This is a genomic window from Rhodococcus sp. ACS1 (genome assembly GCF_002300155.1).
In the GTDB taxonomy this organism is placed as follows: domain Bacteria; phylum Actinomycetota; class Actinomycetes; order Mycobacteriales; family Mycobacteriaceae; genus Rhodococcus_F; species Rhodococcus_F koreensis.
Window position 1 is genome coordinate 993,719 of the sequence record NZ_NSDZ01000001.1, and the last position, 26,651, is coordinate 1,020,369.

Annotated in this window: 24 protein-coding genes and 1 pseudogene; 6 read left to right on the forward strand and 19 right to left on the reverse strand. The window is 69.6% G+C overall.

Annotated elements, in window-relative coordinates; genetic code table 11:
* Positions 1-146: 146 nt before the first annotated feature.
* Positions 147-797 (forward strand): amino acid-binding protein, encoded by a 651-nt coding sequence (locus tag CJ179_RS04755; protein WP_025432327.1) that lies wholly within the window; start codon positions 147-149, stop codon positions 795-797.
* A gap of 39 nt (positions 798-836) precedes the next feature.
* Here the strand turns inward: CJ179_RS04755 and CJ179_RS04760 are convergent, their stop codons facing one another.
* The 9 genes from CJ179_RS04760 to CJ179_RS04800 all read right to left on the reverse strand — a co-directional run bounded on the left by CJ179_RS04760 (position 837) and on the right by CJ179_RS04800 (position 10,536).
* Positions 837-1,325, reverse strand: a complete 489-nt coding sequence (locus CJ179_RS04760) for a GNAT family N-acetyltransferase (protein WP_072937736.1) — start codon at positions 1,323-1,325, stop codon at positions 837-839.
* A 57-nt stretch (positions 1,326-1,382) separates the two neighbouring features.
* On the reverse strand, positions 1,383-3,473 hold the full coding sequence (gene ligA, locus CJ179_RS04765) for an NAD-dependent DNA ligase LigA (protein WP_072937800.1): 2,091 nt from the start codon (positions 3,471-3,473) through the stop codon (positions 1,383-1,385).
* Between the two features lie 41 nt (positions 3,474-3,514).
* Positions 3,515-4,537, reverse strand: coding sequence for a methionine synthase (locus CJ179_RS04770; RefSeq protein WP_095860795.1), 1,023 nt, complete (start codon positions 4,535-4,537; stop codon positions 3,515-3,517).
* Positions 4,534-5,628, reverse strand: coding sequence for a tRNA 2-thiouridine(34) synthase MnmA (mnmA, locus tag CJ179_RS04775; RefSeq protein WP_072937734.1), 1,095 nt, complete (start codon positions 5,626-5,628; stop codon positions 4,534-4,536). Before mnmA ends, CJ179_RS04770 begins: the two co-directional genes overlap by 4 nt.
* Positions 5,628-6,848, reverse strand: a complete 1,221-nt coding sequence (locus CJ179_RS04780) for a cysteine desulfurase family protein (protein ID WP_095860796.1) — start codon at positions 6,846-6,848, stop codon at positions 5,628-5,630. The genes mnmA and CJ179_RS04780 overlap by 1 nt, the downstream gene beginning before the upstream one ends.
* 17 nt (positions 6,849-6,865) lie before the next feature.
* Complete coding sequence (locus CJ179_RS04785; RefSeq protein WP_095860797.1) at positions 6,866-7,768, reverse strand: 1-acyl-sn-glycerol-3-phosphate acyltransferase; 903 nt, start codon at positions 7,766-7,768, stop codon at positions 6,866-6,868.
* On the reverse strand, positions 7,765-8,598 hold the full coding sequence (locus CJ179_RS04790; RefSeq protein WP_095860798.1) for a GNAT family N-acetyltransferase: 834 nt from the start codon (positions 8,596-8,598) through the stop codon (positions 7,765-7,767). The genes CJ179_RS04785 and CJ179_RS04790 overlap by 4 nt, the downstream gene beginning before the upstream one ends.
* A 134-nt stretch (positions 8,599-8,732) precedes the next feature.
* Entirely contained in the window at positions 8,733-9,689 is a 957-nt protein-coding gene (locus CJ179_RS04795; protein WP_072937730.1) for an electron transfer flavoprotein subunit alpha/FixB family protein, read from the reverse strand.
* A 46-nt stretch (positions 9,690-9,735) separates the two neighbouring features.
* Positions 9,736-10,536 (reverse strand): electron transfer flavoprotein subunit beta/FixA family protein, encoded by an 801-nt coding sequence (locus tag CJ179_RS04800; protein ID WP_072937729.1) that lies wholly within the window; start codon positions 10,534-10,536, stop codon positions 9,736-9,738.
* Between the two features lie 241 nt (positions 10,537-10,777).
* Between CJ179_RS04800 and CJ179_RS04805 the strand changes: the two genes are divergently transcribed.
* From CJ179_RS04805 to CJ179_RS04815, 3 genes are read left to right on the forward strand one after another with little or no spacing between them, the layout of a single operon-like run.
* Complete coding sequence (locus CJ179_RS04805) at positions 10,778-11,557, forward strand: bifunctional 2-polyprenyl-6-hydroxyphenol methylase/3-demethylubiquinol 3-O-methyltransferase UbiG (protein WP_072937728.1); 780 nt, start codon at positions 10,778-10,780, stop codon at positions 11,555-11,557.
* A complete protein-coding gene (locus tag CJ179_RS04810; RefSeq protein ID WP_095860799.1) occupies positions 11,554-13,152 on the forward strand; it encodes a glycoside hydrolase family 57 protein in 1,599 nt (532 codons plus the stop codon). The genes CJ179_RS04805 and CJ179_RS04810 overlap by 4 nt, the downstream gene beginning before the upstream one ends.
* Positions 13,149-14,393 (forward strand): glycosyltransferase family 4 protein, encoded by a 1,245-nt coding sequence (locus CJ179_RS04815; protein ID WP_072937727.1) that lies wholly within the window; start codon positions 13,149-13,151, stop codon positions 14,391-14,393. Before CJ179_RS04810 ends, CJ179_RS04815 begins: the two co-directional genes overlap by 4 nt.
* 65 nt (positions 14,394-14,458) lie before the next feature.
* On the opposite strand, the gene CJ179_RS04820 is transcribed toward CJ179_RS04815, so the two are convergent.
* The gene (locus CJ179_RS04820) at positions 14,459-14,716 is read right to left on the reverse strand and encodes a DUF3253 domain-containing protein (protein WP_072937726.1); all 258 of its coding nucleotides are present in this window, start codon (positions 14,714-14,716) and stop codon (positions 14,459-14,461) included.
* A gap of 25 nt (positions 14,717-14,741) precedes the next feature.
* The gene (locus tag CJ179_RS04825; RefSeq protein ID WP_072937725.1) at positions 14,742-15,485 is read right to left on the reverse strand and encodes an acyltransferase; all 744 of its coding nucleotides are present in this window, start codon (positions 15,483-15,485) and stop codon (positions 14,742-14,744) included.
* Between the two features lie 186 nt (positions 15,486-15,671).
* Here CJ179_RS04825 and CJ179_RS04830 point away from each other — a divergent pair, with 186 nt between their 5' ends.
* Positions 15,672-16,979 carry a PQQ-binding-like beta-propeller repeat protein gene (locus tag CJ179_RS04830; RefSeq protein WP_095860800.1) on the forward strand — a complete coding sequence of 436 codons (1,308 nt, stop codon included), beginning with the start codon at positions 15,672-15,674 and terminating at the stop codon, positions 16,977-16,979.
* Positions 16,980-17,018: 39 nt separating this feature from the next.
* On the opposite strand, the gene CJ179_RS04835 is transcribed toward CJ179_RS04830, so the two are convergent.
* Genes CJ179_RS04835 through CJ179_RS04855 form a run of 5 tightly spaced genes read right to left on the reverse strand, consistent with a single transcriptional unit; the run spans position 17,019 to position 21,761 of the window.
* Positions 17,019-18,176, reverse strand: coding sequence for an SAM-dependent methyltransferase (locus tag CJ179_RS04835; protein WP_095860801.1), 1,158 nt, complete (start codon positions 18,174-18,176; stop codon positions 17,019-17,021).
* A gap of 1 nt (position 18,177) precedes the next feature.
* Positions 18,178-19,149: a class I SAM-dependent methyltransferase gene (locus CJ179_RS04840; RefSeq protein WP_072937722.1), complete on the reverse strand. Its 972-nt coding sequence runs from the start codon at positions 19,147-19,149 to the stop codon at positions 18,178-18,180.
* A 55-nt stretch (positions 19,150-19,204) separates the two neighbouring features.
* Entirely contained in the window at positions 19,205-19,984 is a 780-nt protein-coding gene (locus CJ179_RS04845) for an enoyl-CoA hydratase/isomerase family protein (protein ID WP_072937721.1), read from the reverse strand.
* A gap of 57 nt (positions 19,985-20,041) precedes the next feature.
* Positions 20,042-20,884: an NUDIX domain-containing protein gene (locus CJ179_RS04850; protein WP_095860802.1), complete on the reverse strand. Its 843-nt coding sequence runs from the start codon at positions 20,882-20,884 to the stop codon at positions 20,042-20,044.
* A gap of 52 nt (positions 20,885-20,936) precedes the next feature.
* Complete coding sequence (locus tag CJ179_RS04855; protein WP_072937719.1) at positions 20,937-21,761, reverse strand: ABC transporter ATP-binding protein; 825 nt, start codon at positions 21,759-21,761, stop codon at positions 20,937-20,939.
* Positions 21,762-21,844: 83 nt separating this feature from the next.
* On the opposite strand from CJ179_RS04855, the pseudogene glgX reads away from it, so the two are divergent.
* Positions 21,845-23,812, forward strand: a pseudogene (gene glgX / locus CJ179_RS04860) (glycogen debranching protein GlgX); the annotation flags it as partial.
* Positions 23,813-23,826: 14 nt separating this feature from the next.
* Here the strand turns inward: glgX and CJ179_RS51285 are convergent.
* The 3 genes from CJ179_RS51285 to serB all read right to left on the reverse strand — a co-directional run bounded on the left by CJ179_RS51285 (position 23,827) and on the right by serB (position 26,607).
* Entirely contained in the window at positions 23,827-24,528 is a 702-nt protein-coding gene (locus tag CJ179_RS51285) for a YitT family protein (RefSeq protein WP_257015327.1), read from the reverse strand.
* Between the two features lie 82 nt (positions 24,529-24,610).
* Complete coding sequence (locus tag CJ179_RS04870; RefSeq protein ID WP_095860804.1) at positions 24,611-25,390, reverse strand: aminoacyl-tRNA hydrolase; 780 nt, start codon at positions 25,388-25,390, stop codon at positions 24,611-24,613.
* Entirely contained in the window at positions 25,387-26,607 is a 1,221-nt protein-coding gene (gene serB / locus CJ179_RS04875) for a phosphoserine phosphatase SerB (RefSeq protein WP_095860805.1), read from the reverse strand. Before serB ends, CJ179_RS04870 begins: the two co-directional genes overlap by 4 nt.
* Positions 26,608-26,651: the final 44 nt, after the last annotated feature.

A 26,651-nucleotide genomic window follows, 5' to 3' on the forward strand; every position in this document is an offset into this window, starting at 1 on the left:
ACGAATCGAACGCGACCTGCGAATCCCCGTCCCGCCCCGGGCGAAGCCGCAGGGGGGACCGCATACTCGGGAACGAAAGTGCAAGGATGGTGAGCGACGGGGGTCGCAGGTACTCCCGCGTCTATCTCGTGGTGAAAGGGACGCACGTGTCGTATCTGCTTCGCGTCCAGCTCCCCGACCGTCCCGGTAGCCTCGGCTCTCTCGCCGTCGCCCTGGGCTCGGTGGGTGCTGACATTCTGTCGCTCGACGTGGTGGAACGGGGTGCCGGATTCGCCATCGACGACCTCGTCGTCGATGTCGAGCCGGGATCGCTCCCCGACACCCTCATCACGGCCGCCGAGAACCTGCCCGGCGTCACCGTCGACTCCATCCGGCCGTACGCCGGAATACTCGACACCCACCGCGAGCTCGAGCTCATCGACCAGGTCGCCACCGCCGCGGACGATCGACTGCAGGTCCTCGTCGACGGCGCCCCGCGGGTGCTCCGGGTCGGCTGGTCCGTGGTCGCAGACCTCGGCCCGCACGGCGCATACCGGGTGGTCGGCAGCTCGGGAGCGCCCGAGACGCACGCCACCGAGATCCCGTGGATGCCGCTGGAGAAGCCCACCGCGCTCGACGGCGAGGGCGACTGGGTGCCGCAGGTGTGGCGCGACATGAACACCACACTCGCCGCGGCTCCCCTCGGGACCACCGGCCGGGTGCTGATGCTCGGCCGCCCCGGCGGCCCGGAGTTCCGTCCGTCCGAGATCGCCCGGCTGGGCTACCTCGCCGGCATCATCGCGACCGTGCTGAGCTGACCTCCGCCCCGGGCCGGAAGGTCCGGGGCCGTGGTCGCCTCAGACGAGTTCGCGGACCAGGACGGTGAGCTCGACACCGGGGACGGGCGCCCAATTGCGGTCGGGCACAGGCACGAACCCGTTGCGGTCGTAGATGCGGCGGGCGTCTTCCATGTCGGACTGGGTCGACATCACGACCGCGCGGTCGCCGCGGTCGTAGGCCGTGTCGAGCACGTGCCGCACGAGCGCCGACCCGACGCCGGAACCGCGGGCGTCGGGTGACACGGCGAGCATCCGGAATTCGAGTTCCCCCGGCTGCGCGACGTCGGCGTACGGGGACGCCGGTTCCGCGATCGTGACGGAACCCACGACCCGGCCCTCCAACACCGCCACCCGGACCTCCGCCTTGTCCGCTCGTTCAGCGGTGTCGCGCAACCGGTTCGTGTACGGATCGTGTGCCTCGACGTGTCCGCCGCCCACGTAGGCGATCACCGTGAGGTCGCTGACGGCCTCGTACTCGTCCGGTGTCGCATTCCGAATCTCGATCATGTCCAGAACTATGACAGGACAGCTCACGCCGCCCAAAACTCGAGTGTGAGGTTCCCGTCACACTCCGGAATCCGCGACCGCGTCCGGTCCCCCCTCCAGCAGTCGGCGGAACCCGTCCTCGTCGAGGACCGGCACACCGAGTTCGACGGCCTTGTCGTGCTTCGACCCCGGGGATTCGCCGGCCACCACGAACGCCGTCTTCTTCGACACCGAACCCGCGGCCTTGCCGCCCCGGACGAGGATCGCCTCCTTCGCCTGGTCGCGGGAGAACGTCTCGAGCGAACCCGTGACGACGATCGACAGGCCCTCGAGGTTGCGCGGAATCGATTCGTCGCGTTCGTCTTCCATGCGCACACCGGCCGCCGACCACTTGTCGACGATCTGCCGGTGCCAGTCGACGCCGAACCATTCGACGACGGCCGCGGCGATGGTGCCGCCGACCCCGTCGACCGCCGCGAGTTCCTCGACGGAGCTCTCCCGGATCCGGTCGAGCGACCCGAACTCGCCAGCGAGCGCCCGCGCCGCCGTCGGACCGACGTGGCGGATCGACAGGGCGACCAGCACCCGCCACAGCGGCTTGTCCTTGGCGGTATCGAGATTGTCGAGCAGCCTGCGGCCGTTGGCCGACAACCCGCCGGCCTTGGTCCGGAAGAGCGTCGTCTTCAGCAGATCGTCCTCGGTGAGCGAGAACAGGTCGCCTTCGTCGCCGATCGCCTTCGCTTCGAGCAGGCTCGTCGCGGCCTCGTAGCCGAGCACCTCGATGTCGAACGCACCGCGGCCCGCGACGTGGAACACACGTTCCCGGAGTTGCGCGGGGCAGTACTGCTGATTGGGGCAGCGAATATCCGCGTCGCCCTCCTTGGCGGGAGCGAGCGGCGTGTCGCACTCCGGGCAGTTCGCCGGCATCACGAACTCGTATTCGTCGCCGGTCCTGGCGTCGACCACGGGCCCGAGGACCTCGGGAATCACGTCGCCGGCCTTGCGCAGCACCACCGTGTCGCCGATCAGCACGCCCTTGCGTTTGACCTCGGAGCCGTTGTGCAGGGTGGCGAGGGAGACGGTGGATCCGGCGACGGTGACCGGCTCCATGTAGGCGAACGGGGTGACCCGGCCGGTGCGGCCGACGTTGACCCGGATGTCGAGGAGCTTGGTGGTGGCCTCCTCCGGCGGGTACTTGTACGCGATCGCCCAGCGCGGCGCCCGCGACGTGGACCCCAGCCGGCGTTGCAGCGACGTCTCGTCGACCTTGACCACCAGACCGTCGATCTCGTGCTCCACGTCGTGCCGGTGCTCGCCCCAGTACTGCACCCTGTCCACGACGGCGTCCGCGCCCGTGACGCGGACGGTGTGGGTCGACACGGGCAGGCCCCACGCCGCCAGCGCCGTGTACGCGTCGTACTGGGAGGCCGGCTCGAATCCTTCGCTCCGGCCGAGGCCGTGGCAGATCATCCCGAGGCGCCTGCGGGCCGTGACGGCCGGATTCTTCTGCCGCAGTGACCCGGCCGCGGAGTTCCGGGGATTCGCGAACGGCGCCTTGCCCTCCTCGACGAGCGCCGCGTTGAGTGCCGCGAAGTCCTCGAGCCGGAAGAACACCTCGCCGCGCACCTCGAGGAGCGCCGGAACCGGGTATTCGTCTGTGCCGGTGAGTTTTTCCGGGATATCGTCGATGGTCCGGGCGTTGAGCGTCACTTCCTCACCGGTCCGGCCGTCGCCGCGGGTGGCGGCGCGGACGAGTCTGCCGTTCTCGTACACCAGGTTCAGCGCGACGCCGTCGATCTTCACCTCGCACAGGTAGTGCAGGTCGGGGCCGGTCTCCTGCTCCACCCGGCTGATCCAGGTGCGCAGTTCGTCGGTCGCGAAGACGTTGTCGAGGCTCAGCATCCGCTCGAGGTGGTCGGCGGAGGCGAAGTCGGTGGCGAATCCGCCGCCGACGAGCTGAGTCGGCGAATCCGGCGTCCGCAGGTCGGGGTACTGGTTCTCGAGGTCGTTCAGCTCGCCCAACAGCACGTCGAACTCTCCGTCGGAGATGATGGGCGCGTCGCGGACGTAGTAGCGGAACTGGTGCTGCCGCACTTCCTCGGCCAGCTCGTTCCAGTGCTCCCGGACGTGTCCGGGGGCCGGTGTCGGGGCTTCGGTCGATTCACTCACCATCGAAGATTAACCGGTCCGGCCGACACCGAACGCCGGACTCAGAGCGATTCGGGGTCGTCGGTGAACGCGCTGCTCACCTCGGCGCAGAACTTCAGTGCGTCGCGACTCCAGGAGCCGTCGGCGCCCGCGAGTCCGCAGGCCGGTGTCACGGCGACCTGCGTCCGCAGCGTCGTGCGCGGAAATCCGAGCCGGTCGATCAGCGTCACCGCAGGTCCGGCAAGGTCGCGCCAGGTGGCGGGCACGGCGGGAGCGGTGGTCGGGATCAGCCCCAGCGCCAGCTCCTTGCCCGCGTCGAGCAACTCGCCGATGCCGTCCAGGTCCGACGACGCCAGCTGCGCCACGTCCAGACCGACCGCGCGCGCACTGCTGCGCCGCAGCAGGTCCGTGGGCAGGTCCGCGGAGCAGCAGTGCACCATGGTCACTCCGCCGGACCCGGCGAGGGCGGCCTCGAGCACGGCGAGAGCCTCCGGCTCCGGCATCGCCCGCACGGTCTCGAGCCTCGACCGACCGGACAGCGTGCCCGCCAGCACAGCTGGCAGTCGTGGCTCGTCGAACTGGATCAGCACCTGCGCACCGAGACGCCGAGTGACCTCCGCGGCATGCCGCGCGAGTCCTTCCCCCAGCGATTCGGCGAAATCGCGCACCGCACCGGGGTCGGTGAGCACGCGCCTTCCGGTGCCGAGTTCCACCTCGGCCGCCAGCGTGAGAGGACCGACCGACTGCACCTTCACCACGTGATCGGCCCCGACGAGGCCCGCACTCTCCCACGCTTCCTCGAGCGCGTCGAGGTCCTGGTTCAGGAAGTCGGTCGCCCGCTTGGCCACCGAGCCGCGACGCTGCACCACGCGGTAGGCGGACGTGGACACGTCCAGTTGCAGATCCACGAGCAGGGCGCTGGCGCGGCCGATCATGTCGGCGCCGAGCCCGCGGGCGGGCAGCTCCACCAGGTGCGGGAGCCTGCCGAGCTCGCCGAGGACGACGGTGGCGGCTTCACGCGGGTCCACTCCGGGCCACGAGCCGACGCCGGTGACGCCACCGGCCAATGAAATATCCTGCGTCACTGCGTGTTCGGATGCGCGTCGGTGCCCGAGATGGTTCCGCTGCCCAGCACGATGTCGCCCGCCGGGTCGGTCCGGTACAGAACGACGGCCTGCCCCTTCGCCACACCGGTGAGCGGTTCGCGCAGCGAGATGCGAATACCTCCGTCGACGGCTTCCGCCACCGCCTCGGCGAGTCCGCCGTGCGCGCGCACCTGGACGGTGCATTCGACCGGTCCGGCCGGCGCGCTCCCGGACGTCCACACGGCGCGGTCCGCGCTGATCGCGTGCACTTCGAGGTTGCGTGCCGAACCGACACGGACGGTGCCGGTTTCGGGTTCGATCGACGTCACGTACCGCGGCTGCCCGTCGGCCGCGGGGCCCTGGACGCCGAGGCCCTTCCGCTGTCCGATCGTGAACCCGTGCACGCCTTCGTGTTCCGCGAGCACCTCACCCGAATCGGCGTCGACCACACTGCCCGGACGGACACCGATGTGGGCGCCGAGGAATGCCCGGGTGTCACCGGACGGGATGAAGCAGATGTCGTGGCTGTCGGGCTTGTTCGCCACGGCGAGACCGCGTTCGGCGGCCTCTTCCCGGATCCGGTCCTTCGGTGTGTCGCCGACGGGGAACATCGCCCGCGACAGCTGCTCGGCCGTCAGAACACCGAGCACGTACGACTGGTCCTTGTCCGCGTCGACGGCCCGGCGCAGCACACCGTTGTCGAGCTGCGCGTAGTGACCGGTGGCCACCGCGTCGAACCCTAGGGCGATCGCGCGGTCCGCGAGCGCAGCGAACTTGATCTTCTCGTTGCACCGCAGGCACGGGTTGGGGGTCTCCCCCGCCGCGTAGGACGCCACGAAGTCGTCGATCACGTCTTCCTTGAAGCGGTCGGCGAAATCCCAGACGTAGAACGGGATTCCGAGCACGTCCGCGGCACGCCGGGCGTCACCGGCATCTTCCTTGGAGCAGCAGCCCCGGGAACCGGTGCGCAGCGTGCCCGGCTCGGCGGAGAGTGCGAGATGCACACCCACCACGTCGTGTCCGGCAGCGACTGCCCGTGCCGCCGCCACGGCGGAATCGACGCCGCCGCTCATGGCCGCCAGTACTCGCATCAACGATTCCCTCCACGCGCTCCGACACCGGCGAGCCCGGCGGCGCGGGCCCGCTCCACAACTTGCGGCAGTGCCGCGATGACTGCATCCACGTCCGCGACCGTCGACGTGTGCCCGAAGGAGAAGCGCAACGATCCGCGCGCGGTCGCGGCCTCCACGCCCATCGCGGTCAGGACGTGGCTGGGGCGGGCGACACCGGCGGTACACGCCGAACCGGTCGAACACTCGATCCCGGCGGCGTCGAGCAGCATCAGCAGCGAATCGCCCTCGCAACCGGGGAACGTGAAGTGGGCGTTGCCCGGCAGTCGCGCGCTGCCCACCGGACCGTTCAGCACGGCGTCCGGGACGATCTCCCCGACGCGCTCGATGAGGCGGTCGCGCAGGACGGACAGGTCCGCGGCGCGGGAGTCGAGGTTCGCGGTCGCGTCGCGCAGCGCCGCCGCCATGCCGACGACACCGGCGGTGTCCGGGGTGCCCGAACGCAGGTCGCGTTCGTGTCCCCCGCCGTGTAGCAACGGCACACACGGCACCTGCCGTCCCAGCAGGAGTGCACCGACACCCTGCGGTCCGCCGACCTTGTGCGCGGCGATGCTCAGCGCGGACAGCCCGCTGGCAGCAAAGTCCACGGGGATGTGCGTGACGGCCTGGACGGCGTCGCTGTGCATGGGCACACCGAACTCGGCCGCCACCGCGGCGAGTTCGGTGATCGGCATGATCGTGCCGATCTCGTTGTTGGCCCACATGATCGTCACCAGGGCGGTTTCGTCCGCATGGACGGCGAGTTCGTCGCGCAGCGTCTGCGGCGACACCCGGCCCAGTTCGTCGACGGGTAGCCACGTGACCTGTGCGCCCTCGTGCTTCTCGAGCCACTCCACCGCGTCGAGCACCGCATGATGCTCGACGGCACTGGCCAAAATCCGCACCCGTCCGGGGTCGGCGTCCCGCCGCGCCCAGAAGATGCCCTTGACCGCGAGGTTGTCGCTCTCGGTGCCACCGGAGGTGAAGATGACCTCGGACGGCCTGGCGCCGAGGTCGGCGGCGATGGACTCGCGGGCCTCCTCGATGCGACGGCGGGCGGCGCGCCCGGAACCGTGCAGCGAGGACGCATTGCCCACGGTACTGAAGATGTCGGTCATCGCCCGGACGGCCGCCGGCACCATGGGAGTGGTGGCTGCGTGGTCCAGGTAGACGGGGTGATCGGCACTGCGGGCAGAGGTCATGACGTGACCAGGATAGCTCAGGCGACGAGACGCTCCGCCGCCCCGACCGCACTCTGCAGCGGATCGACGATGTCGTGCGCTGCGAGATCGATGCGTTCGTCGCCTCGGGCGGCGCGTTCGCATCGGGCCGCCAGATCGCGGCGGCACTCCCCCGGATACTCGATCGGCGCCAGCCGGACCTCGGCGTTGACGCCCTTCTGACGGATGATGCGCCGGATCGACCGGCCGATCGTCTCCTCGCCCACGAAGCACGGCCCGGTCGTCAGTTCCCCGCCCCGTCCGGTGTATCGCAGCGAGATCGGCTGAACCGGGCACTCCGCGTCGATCGCCGCCTGGAACAGCGCGGGCCGGAATCCGCCGTACGCCCGTCCACACCACGTGGTGCCCTCGGGGAACGCCACGACTCGTTCGCCGTCGCGCAGCCTGCCCGCCGTCGTCGCCACCGTGCCCGGGAGCGCCCGCAGGCTCTGCCGTTCGATCGGGACGACCCGCATCCGCCGGGCGAGCGAACCCAGCACCGGCCAGTCCAGCAGATCGCCGCGGGCGACGAAGTTCGCCGGTGCGAGCGCGCTGAGCACCAGCACGTCGGTCCAGGACACGTGGCCGGCCACCACCAGAAGCCCGCCGTCGTGCCGACGCTTTCCGCGGTGATCGACCACGACGAGGCGAATTCCCACGCAGCGCAACAGCATCGCCGCGTACCGACGCTGCAGACCGGTCCGCCACGACCGCGGCAGCAACCATCCTGCGGTCAGGAGCGGCGCCGTCGCCAGCGCCGACACCACGAGGCACCACCGCACGACCACGGTCGGGATCGACACGGCGTTCGCCTCCGCGGGCAGGCATCCCGCGCCGCACGGACTCGACGGCATCCACGAATGCACGGGCACTGCGGCCGTCTCCGGCACCGCGGCGCTCATGCCTGCGCCCCCGCCTCGAAAGTGGCCGAAGCCGAACGCAGGCGGTCGAGGTACCGCTCGTTCGCGCCGTGCAGTCCCTGCAGGGCGACGAAGTCGGCGACACCGAATTCCGGGTCGTGCGCGGGCTCGCCGCACACCTTGGCGCCGAGGCGCAGATATCCCCGGAGCAGCGGCGGCAGGACCGGGCGGGCGGGCGGGTCGATCTCGTCGAGTGATCGCCCGTCGACGCGCACCGGGTTCCTGGGCACGGCCCGGGAGGCCGGGTCGCTGCCGTACTTGCGGAGCAGCAGATCACGCACGCCGCGGACGTTGGAACCGGCCACCGCGTCCGGGTGCTCCCGCATCGGCACGGAGACGCAGCCCATCACCCACTCGTATCCGGTCAATTGCAGGTAGTGGAGGATCCCGGCCCACATCAGGCTCAGGACCGAACCGGAACGGTGATCGGGGTCGACGCACGCCCGGCCCATCTCGACGATGCGGTTGCCGACGGGATCGAGTGCCGAGATGTCGAATTCGGTGGCGGTGTAATAGCCGCCGGCCTGGGCGGCGGCGTCGGGCGGGAGCATGCGATAGCACCCGACGAATTCGCCGGTCTCCTCGTGCCGAACGAGGAGGTGGTCGCAGAAGTCGTCGAACCGGTCGGCGTCGAGGGCATCCGCGTGTGCGGGGACGGAGAATCCGGGTTCGGAGGCGAACACGCGGTAGCGCAGCCGCTGGGCTGCCACGCGGTGTTCGCGGTCGGACGAGACGACCAGGGAGTATCGGGGCGCGGTTACAACAGAATCGGCGGTCTCACTCGGTGCGCGGAGAACTGACGAAGTTGTCATGGCGCAGGTTTACCGAGCAGGGGCGGCGTGGGGGCATCGCCCGGGTGTCGTGTCGATGCAGCCCGGATGAACGACGGAAGATACGACGGCGGCCCCGCTCCCTCGAAGGGAACGGGGCCGCCGTCGGTCGACAATCAGCCCTTGTGGGCCTTGACTGCCTCGGTGAGCTGCGGCGCAACCTTGAACAGGTCGCCGACGATGCCGTAGTCCGCGATCTCGAAGATCGGGGCTTCCTCGTCCTTGTTCACGGCGACGATGGTCTTCGACGTCTGCATACCGGCGCGGTGCTGGATGGCACCGGAGATGCCGAGCGCGATGTACAGCTGCGGGGAGACCGTCTTACCGGTCTGACCGACCTGGAACTGGCCCGGGTAGTAGCCCGAGTCGACCGCGGCACGCGAAGCACCGACAGCGGCACCCAGCGAATCGGCGAGTTCCTCGACGACGGTGAACTTGTCGGCGCTGCCGACACCGCGACCACCGGAGACGACGACCGTCGCCTCGGTGAGCTCCGGGCGGTCGCCACCGACGATCGGATCACGCGAGGTGATCTTGACGGCGCCCTCGTCCTGGGCCGGAACCTCGACGGAAACCTTCTCGCCTGCACCGGCTTCGGGCTTCGCCTCGATGGCGCCCGGGCGGACCGAGATGACCGGGACGTCGCCGTTGGCCTTCGCCTCGACGGTGAACGCGCCACCGAAGATGGAGTGCACGGCACTGCCGTCGGACTTCACGTCGACGACGTCGACGAGCAGGCCGGAGCCGATGCGGGCAGCAAGACGTCCGGAGACCTCCTTGCCCTCGACGCTGGCGGCGGTGATCACCGCGGCCGGAGCTGCCGACTCGACGAGCGACGCGAGTACGTCGACCTTCGGGGTGATCAGGTAGCCGTCGATGTCATCCGACTCGGCGACGTAAATCTTGGCCGCGCCTGCGGCGGCGAGGCCCTCGGCGAGCTTGTCGGCGGTACCGGCGGGACCGGTGACCACTGCGGCCGGCTCACCGAGCGCGCGAGCGGCGGTGATGAGTTCGGTGCTGACCTTCTTGAGCGCACCCTCTGCGTGCTCGACGAGCACCAGTACTTCTGCCATGTCTAACTCTCCCTGTGTGTGTCTGCTGGTCTGTAGAGGGGCGCGATCAGATGATCTTCTGGCCCACGAGGTAGGCAGCGATCTTGCTGCCGCCGTCGCCCTCGTCGACGATGCGCTCACCAGCGGTACGCGGGGGCTTGGGGGTGGAGGCGGTGACGGTGGTGCCCGCGTTGGCGACACCGACGGTCTCCGGGTCGACACCGAGGTCGGCCAGCGTGTAGACGAGAACTTCCTTCTTCTTCGCGGCCATGATGCCCTTGAAGGAGGGGAAGCGGGGCTCGTTGATCTTCTCGGTGACGCTGACGATGGCCGGCAGGCTCGCCTCGAGGCCGAAGAGACCCTCGTCGGTCTCGCGCTCGCCGGTGACGGTGCCGTCGGTGACCGTGAGCTTGCGCAGCTGCGTGAGCTGCGGGATGCCCAGGTACTCGGCGATGATGGCCGGAACGGCGCCGACGCGGCCGTCGGTGGCCTCGTTACCGGCGATGATCAGGTCGGCAGGTTCTTCGTTCTCGAACGTGATCTGTCCGAGCGCCGCGGCCAGCGTCCACGCGGTCTGCACCGCGTCGGAGCCGTGGAGGGCCGGGTCGTTGATGTGCACTGCCTTGTCGGCACCCATGGACAGGGCCTTGCGGATGGCGTCGGTGGCGCGGTCCGGACCTGCGGAGAGGACGGTCACCTCGCCGCCCTGAGCCTCCTTGATCAGGAGCGCTTCTTCGACGGCGCGCTCGTTGATCTCGTCGAGCACTGCATCGGCGGCCTCGCGGTCAAGCGTGTAGTCGCCGTCGGTCAGCTTGCGCTCGGACCACGTGTCGGGGACCTGCTTGATCAAAACAACGATGTTCGTCATGGGTCTTCGTCGACCTCCTGTGTGTTCTTGCGTGGTTATCGTGAGTCGCTCCGCGTGGGCCGAGCTCTCGCCTTCGATATTTCGTCGCACGATTGCTCTGCGACAGATTACCCCACGCTAAGTTACCCATCGGTAACTTGCGTGAAAGTCTCGTTCACCATAACGGCCGAAACCGCATTTCACCGCTGTGATGTAGACCACCTGGACGAGCGACCTTGCCGGGGGCACTAACCTCGCACCGGTGAGCGAATCATTTGTCGGCGACCGCGAGGACGCACCACTGCCCCTCACGGGCGAGCGGACCGTGCCCGGTATCCCCGAGGAGAACTACTGGTTCCGGCGGCACGAGGTCGTCTACCGCGACCTCCTCCCCCGCTGCGCGGGACGCCGGGTACTCGAGGCCGGATCCGGAGAAGGCTACGGCGCCAACATGATTGCCGATGTGGCACAGGGCGTTACCGGACTCGACTACGACATCTCCGCCGTCGAACACGTCCGCGCGCGGTACCCCCGGGTCGAGATGCTGCACGGCAATCTCGCGGAGCTTCCCCTCGGCGACGAATCCGTCGACACCGTCGTCAATTTTCAGGTGATCGAACACCTGTGGGACCAGGCCCAATTCCTGCGCGAGTGCTTCCGGGTGCTGACCCCCGGAGGGGAACTGCTCGTCAGCACACCCAACCGCATCACGTTCTCGCCGGGCCGCGACACGCCGCTGAATCCGTTCCACACCCGCGAACTCGACGCGGCCGAGCTGACCGAACTGCTCGAGGAGGCCGGATTCACCGTCGCCCTCATGACCGGCGTGCACCACGGCACGCGGCTGAAGGCCCTCGACACGAAGCACGGCGGCTCGTTCATCGGCGCGCAGATCGACCGTGCACTCGCCGGCGAACCGTGGCCCGAGGAACTGACCCGCGACGTCGAGGGCATCACCGTCGACGATTTCGCACTGCACGAAGGCGACATCGACGACAGCCTCGACCTGGTGGCCATCGCGGTGAAGGATCCTGTTCGGTGACCGAATCCGACAACCGCACCGGAGCGGGCGAAGCGACGGAACCGGGCATGTTCTGCCTGGTCCTGCACTCCCACCTGCCCTGGCTTGCCAACCACGGCCGCTGGCCCGTCGGCGAGGAATGGCTCTACCAGTCGTGGGCGGCGTCGTACCTCCCCCTCACCGCGATGTTGCGGCGGCTGTCCGACGAGGGTCGCTCGCATCTGCTGACCCTCGGCATCACCCCCGTTCTCGCAGCTCAGCTCGATGACCCGCACTGCCTCGCCGGGATGCACCACTGGCTCGGGAACTGGCAGATCCGCGCGCACGAGGCGGCAGGCATGCCCGACGACGCGCACCGCGAACTCGGTGCGCGCGAACACCGTGCGTCCGCCGCCGCCCTCGCCGACTTCGAGGTGCGCTGGCGCCACGGCGGCTCGCCAGTGCTGCGGGACCTCCTCGACCGAGAGTCGTTCGAACTGCTCGGCGGTCCGCTCGCCCACCCGTTCCAGCCGCTGCTCGATCCGCGGTTGCGGTCGTTCTCCCTCCGCGAGGGGCTCACCGACGCCGCCGCCCGGTGGAACTGCACGCCGACAGGTATCTGGGGGCCCGAATGCGGGTACACCCCCGGCATGGAGACCGGATACGCCGAGGCCGGCGTCACGCATTTCATGGTCGACGGTCCCGCGCTGCGCGGCGACACCTCCCTCGGCCGGCCGGTCCGGGAGTCGGACGTGGTCGCGTTCGGACGCGATCTGCAGGTCAGCTACCGGGTGTGGTCGCCGAAGTCGGGTTACCCCGGCCACGGCGCCTATCGCGACTTCCACACGTACGACCACGCCACGGGACTCAAACCGGCCCGGGTCACCGGCCGCACGGTCGACTCGGCCGACAAGGCGCCGTACGACCCCGCCCTCGCGTCGGCGGCGGTCGACCGGCACGTGGCCGACTTCGTCGCCACCGTCCGCAAGCGGCTGCGCGACGAATCCGGCCGCATCGACCGGCCCGCACTCGTCGTCGCCGCGTTCGACACGGAACTGTTCGGGCACTGGTGGCACGAGGGCCCCGAATGGCTCGAGAAGGTGCTGCGCGCGCTGCCCGAGGCCGGGATCCGGGTCGGCACCCTCGACGACGCCCGCAGCCAGGGCTACGTCGGCGAACCCGTCCAGCTCGAGAACTCGTCGTGGGGATCCGGCAAGGACTGGCGGGTGTGGGCCGGCGATCAGGTCGCGGACCTGGTGCAACTCAACTCCGAGGTGGTCGGGACCGCACTCGATACCGTCGACAAGACCCACGACCACGACGCCGCCCCCGGACGTCCCGCGCTGCGAAACCGCGTGAACGACCAGATGCTGCGCGAGGCACTGATGACGGTGTCGAGCGACTGGGCGTTCATGGTCAGCAAGGATTCGGCGGCCGGGTACGCCCGCGACCGGGCACACAAGCACGCGCACGCCACCCGTGAGATCGCCGCCGCCGTGTCGGCGGGCAAGGAAGCGGCCGCGAGCAGACTCGCAGAGGGATGGAACAGCGCCGACGGCCTGTTTCCCGGGCTCGACGCGCGACGTCTGCCCGCCGGGGACCACCGGCTGACGGGCACCGAGGGAGGGGCGTCGTGAAGATCCTGATCGTGTCGTGGGAGTACCCACCCGTCGTGGTCGGCGGCCTCGGCCGCCACGTGCACCACCTGGCCACCGAACTCGCTGCCGCCGGACACGAAGTGGTGGTGCTGTCGCGGCGGCCGTCGGGCACCGACGCGTCGACCCATCCCACCGTCACCCACATCGAGGACGGCGTCCTGGTGGTCGCCGTCGCCGAGGACCCCGCGCACTTCGTGTTCGGCGAGGACATGCTCGCGTGGACGCTCGCGATGGGGCACGCGATGGTGCGGGCCGGCGTCGCACTGCACAAGCCGGGTGTCGGGGAAGGCTGGCATCCGGACGTGGTGCACGCGCACGACTGGCTGGTGGCGCATCCGGCCATCGCGTTGGCCGAATTCTACGACGTCCCTTTGGTTTCCACGCTCCACGCCACTGAAGCCGGACGGCACAGCGGCTGGGTGTCCGGTCGGATCAACCGGCAGGTGCATTCGGTGGAATGGTGGCTGGCCAACGAATCCGACGCGCTCATCACGTGTTCCGCGTCGATGCAGGACGAGGTGACCGCACTCTACGGTCCGCAGCTCCCGCCGATCACGGTGATCCGCAACGGAATCGACCTCACCACGTGGAGCTTCCGCGAGCGTGCTCCACGGTCCGGACCGCCGAAACTGCTGTTCGTCGGCCGCCTCGAATACGAGAAGGGCGTGCAGGACGCCATCGCCGCGCTCCCCCGCATCCGCCGCAGCCACCCCGGCACGACGCTGTCGATCGCCGGGGAGGGCACCCAGTTCACCTGGCTCTATCAGCAGGCCCGCACGCATCGCGTCGCCCGTGCCGTGAACTTCCTCGGCAACCTCGACCACGTCGAACTGCTCGGGTGGCTGCACGGCGCCGACGCCATCGTCCTGCCCAGCCGGTACGAGCCGTTCGGCATCATCGCGCTCGAGGCCGCCGCCTCCGGAACCCCCCTCGTCGCGTCCACCGCTGGCGGTCTCGGTGAAGCGGTCGTCGACGGCGAAACCGGCATGTCGTTCCAGCCGGGCGACGTCACCGGACTCACGTCCGCGGTCCGGGAGGTCCTCGACGACCCGGCCGGGGCGCAACAGCGTGCAGTCGCCGCCCGCGACCGCCTCACCGCCGATTTCGACTGGCACAAGGTGGCCGAGGAGACCGTCCACGTCTACGCGGGCGCCAAACGTCGCGTGCGGCATCCGCTGGCGCGGCCGGAGATTCCCGAGCGCCCCCTGCCCGGACGCTGAGCCTGGCGCTGACCGGGCGAATGTACCGTTCGGCGCGTTCGGTGCGCGAGCGATACATTCGCCGCTCAGTTCGTGCGGGCCCGCCTGATCCGGATCGGACCCCGAGCCGAGTCCGGATCCACCACATCACCCTTCTGGGTGATCTCGACTTCGCCGGCGGCGGCCAGACGCCGCGCGGCCTCCCGCACCGACTCCATGAGGGGCCGCCAGTCGCCGGGGGCGACGGCTCGCGCGACGTCCGACGGGCAAATGCTCGCGGTGTCGGCCCGGGCGTCGAGGAGCGCCCGGATGCGGTCCTCGAGTTCGCCGTCCGCCGAGGTCATGCTGCCGACTATGCCACCGCGCCGCTCAGTTCTCCTGCGCCGCCTTCTTGCGAGCGATGTCTTCGAGGGCCGCGATGTACTTCGCGCGGTCCGCCGCGCCCGCCTCCCACTCCGCCTTGCGGTTCTTCACGGCCTTGGCCGGCGACCCGACGGCAATGCTGAAATCGGGGATATCGCCCTTCACGACGGCGTGCGCACCGAGAACGCAGCCGCGCCCCACGCGCGTGTTGCGCAGGACCGTCACCTTGGCCGCCACCCACGTGTCGGGACCGATGCGGACCGGGCCCTTCACGATGCCCTGATCTTTGATCGGGACATTCACGTCGTCCATGCGGTGGTCGAAGTCGGTGATGTAACACCAGTCCGCCACGAGCGTCGACGCACCGATCTCGATGTCCAGGTACGTGTTGACGACGTTGTCCTTGCCGAACACCACCTTGTCGCCGATGCGCAGCGAACCCTCGTGGCAGCGGATGGCGTTGCCGTCGCCGATGTGCACCCACCGGCCGATCTCGAGCCGGGACAGGTCGGGGGTCGAATGGATCTCCACCCGCTTGCCGAGGAACACCATGCCGCGCAGGATCACGTGCGGGTTGGCGAGCTTGAATTTCGCGAGCCGGTAGTACCGCACCAGGTACCACGGCGTGTACGCCTTGTTCGCCAGCACCCATCGCAGCGAGGCGCGTGTCAGGAAGCGGGCCTGCTCGCTGTCGCTCCGCCGGGATCCTCGCCACCTCGTACGCAACGGTGCGCCCCACATGCTCGTCATAGCCTGTCAGCCTACGTTCACCGCCCGTACCCCCGTTCGGGTGCGTCCGGACTCCGACACCGCCATCGGGGTGTGACGCTGGCCCCGCCTCGGGGCGTGTGCTCGGCCCCGCCTCGGGGCGTGTGCTCGGCCCCGCCTCGGCGGGATAGTCTCTGGGCCGAGCGTTATCGAAGACGAGGAGATGTAATGCGGCGGGTCCTACGTTCGTCAGTACTGGCGCTGGCGACGATCTCGACTGTCGTCCTCAGCGGCTGCAGCAGCGGACCGCAGGTCGACGACATCTTCTCGGCAGGCGGGTGGCCCGGCATGCACGCCGACGCCCGCAACAGCGACACCAGCCCCGTCACCGGTTCCCGCGACCTCTCCTTCGCATGGTCGCGCCCGCTCGGCGGCCCTGTCGCGAACTACGCGTCCGTGGCGGCGAGCGGCCAGATCTTCGTCACCGCGCGCACCGAGAAGGGCTGCAACCTCTTCTCCTACCAGATGGACAGCGGCCGCAAACGCTGGTGCCGGCAACTCGCCCCCGGCGCCGTGGCGTCCACACCGGTCGTCGACGGCGCCGCCAACGTGTACGTCGGCGAGGACGGCGCCATCAACTCGTTCAACGAGTACGGCCAGCTGCGTTGGCGCACACCGGTGGTCGGGACCCCGCTGTCCGCGCAGTTCACCGGCGACGGCAACCTCCTCTTCATCACCCAGCTCGGCCAGATCAACGTCGTGAACACGCAGAACGGCCAGAAGGTCGTGGCGCCCTACGATCTCGTGCCGCCGCCCTCCCCCGTCGACGGTGCCAACATCGACATCCTCCCCGACGACAAGGGCCTCCGCGGCTGCTTCTTCGGCGCCCCCGACTGCCCGGTGGCGAACATGCCCGCCATCGACCTCGAGTCCGGCAAGTTCTACTTCACGCTCTTCGCGCCCGGCGCACCCCAGGCCGAACTCGTCGCGATGAAGTACTCCGGCGGCGACAACCCGGCGATCACCCAGGAATGGTCCAGCGACACTCTGCCGGGCGGCAGCGCGTCCAGCCCCGACCTGTCGGCCGACGGCTCCGTCGTCTACGCCAACGACAACTGGGGAACGATGTGGGCGATCGACTCGGCGACCGGTGATCCGAAGTGGAGCTACGACATCGGGTACGCCGCGGCAGGCAGCCCGTCGACGTCCGCGGACGGTCTGATCATCCCCGCGGGTGGTCCCGACGGCCACCTGCTGGCGCTGCAGGACAAGGGCGATCACGCCGAACTCGTCTGGGAGCGGAAGGATCTGCTGCAGCTGGGTGTCCCGGCGCAGACGGCCGGGTCCACCGGGTACGCCGTGGTCCGCGAGGGCACGGACGGACTGGCGATGCTCACGTTCGACACCGGAACCGGCGAAACCCTCGATCAGGACACTCTGCCCGGGGCGAAGGGGTTCACCGTCGGCACGTCCGTCGGCCCGAAGGGCGAAGTGCTCACGCCCACCCTGCTCGGGGAACTGTTCGTCCTCCGCTGACCCGTGAGTACTTCTCAACCGCGGGCGGTTGAGAAGTACTCACGGGCGCGAAGCGCAAATGAAGGCGACGCCGGCCCGGCCGATCCGCGTGATCACCACACTGAGCGAACGGCTTCCACGCAGCTTCAGCTTGGGCCGCAGGACCGCGGGGTCGACGTCGACGCCGCGCACCAGGATTTCCGCCACACCGCAATCGTGACGGGCCAGTTCCTGCCGCAGCGACTTCTCCGAATACTTCACCTGGTCGAGGATGCGGAAGCCCCGCACGCCGTCAGGAACGGAATCGCCGGTGAGATAGGCGATCCGGGGATCCAGCTGCCACAGTCCGTGCCGGGCCGCGTAATGCCGCACCAGGCCCGCGCGCACGACGGCGCCGTCCGGGTCGACGATCCATTCCCCCGGCGCGCGTTCGGGGATGTCGTCGTCCTCGGCGTCCGTCATCGTCCACGCGGTTCCGTCGGAGCCGAGGACGCTCGCCCGCCGCGTGACACCGGCGCCGGACAGCCCCGGCGACCACAGGCAGGCCTCGCGCACACCGCCGTCGAGGGACACCACCTCCACCTCGCCGTCCCAGCCGAGCCGGTCGAAATCGAGTCCGGGGGCGCACTTCACGGCCAGATCGCGTCCGCGGTACGCGTCGATCAGATCGGGGAGCGGCGGTTCCAGCGCGGCGGGATCGTGCGTGCGCCTGCCACCGGACCGTCGCGCCGGATCCGCGAGGACGACGGTGCCGCGGGTGCACGGGACGAGCGCGTCGGCGCGGAGAACCGTCGCCCCAGGAACGTTGTGCCGCGCCATCAGGAGGCGGACGGGGTCGAGGTCGCTGCCGATCACCGTCGCCGCCGTCCCGACCACCGCGTCGAGTTCGGCACCGATCGAGCAGGTGACGTCGTGGACGTTCCGGTCCGACAGCCGCGACGCACGATGTGCGGCGACCGCACGCGGCGTCGCCTGTTGCAGAGCGTCGTCGGTGAAGAACCAGTTTTCGGTGCCGGGTAGTTTGGCGGCCGCCTTCCGTCGCAGCAGCACGGTCTCCACCAGCAACGCCACGTGTGAGCCGAAACGCGTACGCGCCCGGCCGATGTCGGCCAGGCGCGTCGACGCGGTCAGGGCGAGGGCGTCCACTTCCGCGAGAGCGTCTGCCCCGTCCGCACTCTGCAGGAACTCCACGTCCCCGGGAGTGAACGCATAACCCAATTCAGTTGCCGGGCTTCACGCCGGTGATCATGACGTTGTAGAAGAATCCACGCGGCACCACGTGCCGGAGAAGCTTCTCGTCGACCCAACTGAGTGTCTTCCATCCGGTGAACGCGAAACGTCCCCAGCCCCAGCCCAGCTTCTCCGGGGGCACCGCGGCCTCGAACGTGCGGACGGGCCACCCGAGCAGAGCGGCGGCGAATTCCTCGGTGGCCGCGTGAACCTGCTCGGCGCCTGCCGACTTCGCGATCTTCTCGAGGTCGCTCGGATCGAATGTGTGGAGGTCGACGACGGCCTCGAGCGCAGCCGCGCGCGACGACTCGTCCAGTTCCGCCTGCGGGCGACGCCAGTCGGCGAGGAACGGCAACTTGGTGACCCGGGTGGTGACCTCCCACGTCGCGCGACCCAGCCAGCGGGCGTAGAAGTTGCCGATCGTGGTCGGCTCACCGGCGAACACGAAACGCCCGCCCGGCTTGAGGACGCGCAGAACCTCGCGCAGCGACTGCTCGACGTCCGGGATGTGGTGCAGGACCGCGTGTCCCACGACGAGGTCGAACGTGTCGTCCTCGTACGGGATGGTCTCGGCGTCGGCGACGCGGCCGTCGACGGACAGTCCGAGACCCTCGGCGTTGCGGAGCGCGACCTTCACCATGCCGGGCGACAGGTCGGTGACCGAACCGGTCTTCGCGACTCCGCCCTGCATCAGGTTGAGGAGGAAGAATCCGGTGCCGCAGCCCAGTTCGAGCGCCCGCTCGTAGGGCAGCGGCTGATCGCCCGCGACGGCGTCGAAACGTCCGCGCGCGTAGTCGATGCACCGCTCGTCGTACGAGATCGACCACTTCTCGTCGTACGTCTCGGCTTCCCAGTCGTGGTACAGCACCTGGGCCAGTTTGGTGTCCTTCAGCGCAGCCTGGACCTCTTCGGCGGTGGCATGCGGATGAGGAGCTGGGTCGTCATGGGCGCTTGCAGTCATGCGGCAAATCCTACTCGCTGGTAAGAGTGAACAGGTTCTAGTTTCGGGCTTCAGACTACTCGCCCGTGAACTGAGCCTTACCCGGGCCGTTCTCGATGAACGATTCCATCCCGATCTTGCGGTCCCGGGTGGCGAACAGCGCGGTGAACAGCTGACGCTCCACCGCCAGCCCGGTGCCCAGGTCGACGTCCAGCCCGCGGTCGACGGCCGCCTTGGCCGCGGCCAGTGCGCGGCCCGCCCCCTTCGTGAACTGCGACGCCCAGGTGCGTGCCGCCTCGTACACGTCGTCCGGCGCCACGACCTCGTCGACCAGACCGATCGCCAGGGCCTCCTCGGCGTCGACGAACCGGCCCGTGAACAGCAGATCCTTGGCCTTCGACGGTCCGATCAGCCGGGCGAGACGCTGGGTGCCACCGCCTCCGGGAATGATGCCGAGCAGGATCTCCGGCACGCCGAGCTTCGCGTTGTCGCCCACGATGCGCCGATCGGCCGACAGCGCAACCTCCAGGCCGCCGCCGAGCGCGTACCCCGTGATGGCGGCAACGGTGGGCTTCGGGATCTCGGAGACCGCCGCGAGGTCGGACTGCAGGTCGCCGATCACGTCGGCCATCTGCCCGAACGTCATCTCGGACATTTCCTTGACGTCCGCGCCCGCGGCGAAGACCTTCTCGCCGCCGTAGACGATGACGGCCTTCACGTCGGAATTGACGGTCGCCTCTCGCGCAGCCGCCCGCAACTCCTGCTGAACCTGACGGTTCAGAGCGTTCATCGGGGGGCGCGCGAGCCGGATCGTGCCGATGCCTTCGGATACCTCGAGGGTGACAAACTCAGCCATGAGGCAAAAGGCTACTTGTCTGCCTCCGACCCGGTTTCGCGGCCCGCCCCATCGCGATCAGCCGCGTGACGCCCACGGATGCGGACCGGCTTCGTAGTAGCCGTCCTGTCCCGGGAACTCGACGCGGAGCTGCTCCTCGCCGGTGATCAGCGTCGGCAGGATCACCGGGATCTCGGGCTCCGCGGCCAGCACGTCCGCGACCGACCCGAACGCGCTGAGCGCCGTGAGCTGACTCCACGTCGGCGGCAGCAGGATGCTTCCGCCGCCCTGCCAGTGCGCGAGCGCCGCGGCCGGACTCTGCCACTGCACCTCCTCGGCCTCGGACGTCGCGCCGTCCGCGATCTGGCCGTGCGGCGATGCGGCGACGAAGAAGCGCGTGTCGTAGCGGCGACCCTCGCCGACCGGGGTGATCCAGTTGGCCCAGGGCCGCAGCAGATCGGCCCGCAGGACGAGGTTCTCGCGTTTGAGGAATTCGCTGAACGACAGTTCGCGTGTCTCGAGCTGCGTACGGGCCTGGGCGTACCGCGACGTGTCCGCCACGACCGTGTCCGCGCTCGGTCCCGCGAGGAGCACGCCACATTCCTCGAACGTCTCGCGCACCGCCGCGCACACGAGCGCCTTCGCGCGCGCCGCGTCGGTGGAGAACCGCCCGGCCCACCAGTCGACGGACGGTCCCGCCCAGTCGACCTCGGCCTCGGCGTCGGACGGGTCGACGCCGCCGCCGGGGAACACGGTCATTCCGCCGGCGAACGCCATCCCCTTCACCCGGCGGAGGAGGAACACCTCGATGCGTGACGCCGCGGCACCTGCCGCGGCGTCACGGATGAGAATGACGGTGGACGCGTCCTTGGGCGCCACGTCGGTACTGTCGCGGGGCGTCTGCTCTTGCTTCGAGACCATGCCTCGGAACCTACGCCGACGGGTGACGCGCGTCGCAGTCGGTCCCCGGTCCTCAGCCTCTCCGGTGCGCGCCGGGGACGCGGGTCCGCCGCGCGAAGAACCGGCCGTCCACCTTGTCCAGGCTGATGGACTGGCTGAACGCCTCGCTGAGGTTCTCGGCCGTGATGACCTGGTCCAAGAGCCCCTGCGAGACCACCGCCCCCTCCTTGAGGAGCATGGCGTGGGTGAATCCCGGCGGGATCTCCTCGACGTGGTGGGTGATGAGGACCGTCGCGGGGGCGTCGGGGTCGGCGGCGAGGTCGGTGAGGCGCGCGACCAGTTCCTCGCGCCCACCGAGGTCGAGACCGGCGGCGGGCTCGTCGAGCAGCAGCAGTTCCGGGTCGGTCATCAGCGCACGAGCGATGAGGACGCGCTTGCGCTCGCCCTCGGACAGCGTGCCGTAGGTGCGCTTGGCGAGGTGTTCGGCGCCGAGGCTCTCGAGCATCTCTACGGCACGATCGGTATCCATGTCGTCATAACGCTCACGCCACCGCCCGAGCACCGCGTAGCCGGCGGAGACGACGAGATCGCTCACGACCTCCTCGGACGGCACCCGGTTGGCGAGCGCCGAGGAGGACAGTCCGATCCGCGGCCGGAGTTCGTTGATGTCGACGCGGCCGAGCCGCTCACCGAGGAGGTAGGCGCTTCCGCTCGTGGGATGCAGTTCGGCGGCCGCGATGCGGAGCAACGACGTCTTCCCTGCCCCGTTCGGCCCGAGGACGACCCATCGTTCGTCGAGTTCCACCTTCCAGGTGACCGGGCCCACCAGAGTGTTGCCCCCGCGGCGGAGGAGAACGTCGTCGAATTCGATGAGGAGATCAGGATCAGGTTCATGCACGGACCCATCTTCCCGCACATCTTCCGGGCATTCACGGCAGGATCAGTTGCGTGTCGCCTCACATCGATCCGTACCCCGGCGAGATGTCGTCTCTCCCGCCGAGTCTGCGGCTGCCCGGGTCGCCGTTTCCCCTGGGAGCGAAAGTGCGTGGCACCGGAACGCAGTTCGCGGTTCACGCCCCCGACGCCGAACTGGTACAGGTGTGCCTGATTTCGGAGGAGGGCGACGAGACCCGGATCGACCTGGTCCAGCGGACGTACGGCATCTGGCACGGCGTCGTCGAGGGTGTCGGCGCGGGGCAGCGCTACGGCTACCGCGCGCACGGTCGCTGGGATCCCGCGTGCGGCGTGCGCCTCAACCCCGCCAAACTACTTCTGGATCCGTGGGCCACACGCATCACCGGCGAACTCGGCGACCACGAGGCGCTGCTCTCCCACGACGGCGACCCGTTCGGCGGCCCGTCGCTCATCGACAGCCTCGGCCACACACCACTGTCGGTGGTGACGGCCGATCACGCCCGCACGAGCGGACCGCGGATCGAAAGGCCGTGGGAGGAAACCGTTGTCTACGAACTCCACGTGGGGTCGTTCACGGCGCGGCACCCCGACGTGCCGCCGCGGTACCGCGGAACGTATCTGGGTCTCGCCGAACCGGCCGTCGTCGGTCATCTCGTGCGCCTCGGGGTGACCGCGGTCGAACTGCTCCCGGTGCAGGCGTACGTCTCCGAGGCCACCGTGCGCTCGCGGGGCATGCGCAACCACTGGGGATACTCCACCGCAGCGTTCTTCGCCCCCCACCCGGGGTACGCGGTCGTGCCCGGCGAGGAGATCACCGAGTTCCACACGATGGTCGACGCGCTGCACGCCGCGGGGATCGAGGTCGTCCTGGACGTGGTCTACAACCACACCTGCGAGCAGAGCGTCGACGGCATCAGCCTCAGCTGGCGCGGCCTCGACGCCCCCGGCTACTACCTTCTCGATACCGAGGGTCGCGACATCGATCTCACCGGTTGCGGGAACACGGTCGACGCGCAGTCGCCCGTCGTCGTCCGGATGATCGGCGACAGCCTGCGTTACTGGGCGCACGAGATGGGGGTCGACGGCTTCCGGTTCGACCTCGCGTCCGCGCTCGGCCGGCCCGGCGGCGGCCGATTCGATTCGCGCGCTTCGATCTTCTCCGCGATCACCGCGGATCCCGTTCTCACGCGCTGCAAACTGATCGCCGAACCGTGGGACGCCACGCCCGATGGATACCGGGTCGGGCAATTCGGCTCTCAGTGGTCCGAGTGGAACGACAAGTATCGCAATACCGTTCGACGGTTCTGGAACGGCGGCACCGGGGTGCGCGAACTCGCCTCCCGGGTGGCGGGCTCGGAGGACGTCTTCGGCACCCGGCGCCCCTGGGCCACCGTCAATTTCGTCACTGCCCACGACGGGTTCACCGCCGCCGACCTCGTGTCGTACACCCGCAAACGCAACGAAGCCAACGGCGAGGACAACCGGGACGGCGCCGATCACAACGACTCCGTCGACCACGGCGTCGAAGGCCCCACCGACGACCTGGCGGTCACCGGGGCGCGGTCCCGGCACGTCCGCGCGCTGCTGGCCACCCTCGCCCTGTCCACCGGCACACCGATGTTCACCGCGGGCGACGAATTCGGTCACACCCTGGGCGGCAACAACAACGCGTACTGCGTCCCCGAAGGCACCTCGCCTGAAGATTCCTGGCCGCTCGACTGGAGCGCCGGGGACCCGGCCCTCGTCGCGTTCGTCACCCGGGCCCTCGACCTCCGGCGCGCCTCCCCCGCCTTGCGTCAGCCGGAATTCTTCGAGGGCAGGCGCACACCCACCGGCCATCCCGACCTCGTGTGGTTCGGCGCGGACGGCGCCGAGATGGACGATTCGGCGTGGCACGACGACTCCCGGCGCACCCTGCAGGCGTGGATCGACGGTTCCGACATCCGCTCCCACACCGAGGACGGGCACCAGCTCACCGACGACAGCTGGCTTCTCGTCTTCCACTCGGGCGGGCCTGCCGCGATCACCCTGGGGTGTCCCGAATGGTTCTACGGGACGGTGCTCGCCGAGTTCGACTCGGCCTCACCGGACGGAGCACCGGCACCGGGCGGCCCGATCTCCGGCGACTCCACGGTCGCGGTGTCCGGTCCCGCACTGCTCGTCTTCCGCGCGGTCGGGTAGATGCCGCCGAAACGCATCATCAACTGGATGAGCGGGCCGATGCCCAGCGCGTAGACGACGGTGCCCACCCCGACGGTGCCGCCGAGCACCCAGCCGGTGGCCAGCACGGTCACCTCGATCGACGTGCGGATCACCCGCACCGACAGCGAGGTCCGCGCAACCAGGCCGGTCATGAGGCCGTCCCGCGGGCCCGGGCCCATTCCCGCACCGATGTACAGCACGGTGGCGAGCGCGTTGAGGACGACACCACCGAGCATCACCGCGATCCGCACGGCGAGGGAGTCGGCGGGTTCGAGCCATGCCAGCGACGTGTCCACCGACACCGCGATGACCACCACGTTGGCGACCGTGCCGAATCCCGGTTTCTGGCGGATCGGGACCCAGAGTGCGAGCACCAGAACGCCGGTCAACGCGGTCACGGCACCGAAGCTGAGGGGTGTGCGACCGGCAACGCCCTGATGGAACACGTCCCACGGATCGAGGCCGAGGCCGGCGGTGATCATCATGGCCATCGAGAAGCCGTACAGCCACAGTCCGGCGAACAGTGCGATCAGGCGTCGAGCGAGCATGACCACCAGTCTGTCGTGAACCCGGGCGGTACCCCATAGCCATGACGGCGTTACTGGACTGTCGACGCGTCGGCCGCGGCTCTCAGGGGCAGGCGATCACGGTCATGGATCCGGGTGCCACCTCGGTGAAGCCGGCGTCGCGCACCGCGATCGCCCTGCCCCGCACCACCTCGATGGTCAGCGTTTCCCACAATCCGACGTCGGCGTCACGCACGGCGCAGCGGTAGCCGGTGGCCGCCCAGGCTCGGGCCTGTTCGGTGGTCATCGCGCCGGCGAGCAGCATCGAGGCGTGACCGACCTGCGCGGCGGCCTTTCCGACCGTCATGTGCAGGACGGAGTTGATCCACAGCACCGGAACGCCGTCGGGAATCTCCCCGGGGTCGTCGTGGTCGAGGTCGGTGCCGCCGATCTGCAGCTTTCTGATGCGCGGATCGAGCGCGCCCACGGCAACGGGCACGAGGGCGCGGGCCTGTGCACCGTCGACACCGACGGTGATCCCGTCGACGTCCTGTGCCGCCCGCCACCCGGCGCTCCGGGCCCGCCGCGACACCTTGCGGATCCGGGACCCCACCCACGCGAGGTAGTCCGCCTGCCACGGTCCGGGCGCGCCCGTCTCGTCGGCGCCGACGCGCGGGTCGAGGCACAACGCCACCGTCGCGGTCGCGGCTGCCTCCAGCAGCGCACTGCGCGGCGGAGGGTCGGCCTTCGGGATGTGCAGCACGATCGGCATGGCGAGGACCTGCGCCGGGTCGTCCGGATCCGGCCGGCCGCCGTATCCGGCCGCGAGGACGGCGTGACGCGCCGCCCACCCGGAATCGGCACCTGCCTCCCGGGTGACCGCGTCGCGGCACGATTCCGTCACGGCAGCGGGACGCGTCGCACCACGCCGTCCACCGCGTCGGCGGCCTCGACCTCGTCGCGGGTGACCCCGAGGATGAACAGCACGGCGTCGAGGAAGGGGTGCGACAGGGCGGTGTCCGCGACCTCCCGCAGCGCGGGCTTGGCGTTGAACGCGATTCCCAGGCCGGCCGCGTTGAGCATGTCGATGTCGTTGGCGCCATCGCCGACCGCCACCGTCTGTTCCATCGGGACGCCGACCTGACCGGCGAACTTGCGCAGCGCGGTCGCCTTCGCCGCCCGGTCGACGATGTCGCCGATCACCCGGCCGGTGAGCTTGCCGTCTACGATCTCGAGCGTGTTGGCCTGCACGAAGTCGAGTTCCAGTTCGTGGGCCAGGCCCTCGATGACCTGCCGGAAACCGCCGGACACCACACCGCAGTGGAAGCCGAGCCTGCGGAGCGTCCGGATGGTGGTGCGGGCGCCCGGTGTCAGCTCGAGACCGTCCGCGACGTCGTCGATCACCGACGCGTCGAGGCCGGCGAGGGTCGCGACCCGCTGGTGCAGGGATTCGGTGAAGTCGATCTCCCCGCGCATCGCGGACTCGGTGACGGCGCGCACCTCGTCCTCGACACCGGCGCGGGCGGCGAGCATCTCGATGACCTCACCCTGGACGAGCGTCGAGTCGACGTCGAACACGATGAGCCGCTTGGCGCGACGGGCCAGGCCCCCGCGTTCGACCGCGATGTCGACATTCTCCCGCACGGCCACCTCGGCCAGCACGGTGCGCAGGCTCTTGTCCGCCTCCGCCGCGCCGGGAGCGCTCACGAGGAGTTCGAGGCCCGTCACCGGGTAGTCGGCGACTCCGCGGATCGAGTCGATGTTGACCCCGAGGGTCGCCATCTCCCGGGCCACCGAACGCAGCGCGCGAGCCGACACGGGGCTGCCGAGGACGACCACGGCGTGCGTGGACAGCGACTGCCTGCCGGGATCCGCGCCGATCTCGACGTCCACCGACATCCCGACGGTGGCCATCGCCTCCTCGAGTTCCTCCTGCAGCGCCTCGCCGTTCTCGGGGCACGCCACGAGGACGCCGAGGGTCAGTCGCCCACGAATCACCACCTGCTCCACGTCGAGAAGGCTCACATCGTGTCGGGAGAGCGACCCGAAGAGCACCGAGGTGACGCCGGGTCGGTCGGGGCCCGTCACGGTCACCAGGACAGTGGTGTCAGCTGCACCCACCGATGTACTCCGATCATGTTGCTCGCGCGGCTTGTCCGGCACCC

Excerpts from the sequence above, each read along its gene's own strand:
- CJ179_RS04760 (WP_072937736.1), bottom strand. The coding sequence starts at position 1,325 with ATGATCGAGATTCGGAATGCGACACCGGACGAGTACGAGGCCGTCAGC.
- mnmA (WP_072937734.1), bottom strand. The coding sequence starts at position 5,628 with ATGCGAGTACTGGCGGCCATGAGCGGCGGCGTCGATTCCGCCGTGGCG.
- CJ179_RS04780 (WP_095860796.1), bottom strand. The coding sequence starts at position 6,848 with ATGACCTCTGCCCGCAGTGCCGATCACCCCGTCTACCTGGACCACGCA.
- CJ179_RS04785 (WP_095860797.1), bottom strand. The coding sequence starts at position 7,768 with ATGAGCGCCGCGGTGCCGGAGACGGCCGCAGTGCCCGTGCATTCGTGG.
- CJ179_RS04790 (WP_095860798.1), bottom strand. The coding sequence starts at position 8,598 with ATGACAACTTCGTCAGTTCTCCGCGCACCGAGTGAGACCGCCGATTCT.
- CJ179_RS04795 (WP_072937730.1), bottom strand. The coding sequence starts at position 9,689 with ATGGCAGAAGTACTGGTGCTCGTCGAGCACGCAGAGGGTGCGCTCAAG.
- CJ179_RS04800 (WP_072937729.1), bottom strand. The coding sequence starts at position 10,536 with ATGACGAACATCGTTGTTTTGATCAAGCAGGTCCCCGACACGTGGTCC.
- CJ179_RS04820 (WP_072937726.1), bottom strand. The coding sequence starts at position 14,716 with ATGACCTCGGCGGACGGCGAACTCGAGGACCGCATCCGGGCGCTCCTC.
- CJ179_RS04825 (WP_072937725.1), bottom strand. The coding sequence starts at position 15,485 with ATGACGAGCATGTGGGGCGCACCGTTGCGTACGAGGTGGCGAGGATCC.
- CJ179_RS04830 (WP_095860800.1), top strand. The coding sequence starts at position 15,672 with ATGCGGCGGGTCCTACGTTCGTCAGTACTGGCGCTGGCGACGATCTCG.
- CJ179_RS04840 (WP_072937722.1), bottom strand. The coding sequence starts at position 19,149 with ATGACTGCAAGCGCCCATGACGACCCAGCTCCTCATCCGCATGCCACC.
- CJ179_RS04845 (WP_072937721.1), bottom strand. The coding sequence starts at position 19,984 with ATGGCTGAGTTTGTCACCCTCGAGGTATCCGAAGGCATCGGCACGATC.
- CJ179_RS04850 (WP_095860802.1), bottom strand. The coding sequence starts at position 20,884 with ATGGTCTCGAAGCAAGAGCAGACGCCCCGCGACAGTACCGACGTGGCG.
- CJ179_RS51285 (WP_257015327.1), bottom strand. The coding sequence starts at position 24,528 with ATGCTCGCTCGACGCCTGATCGCACTGTTCGCCGGACTGTGGCTGTAC.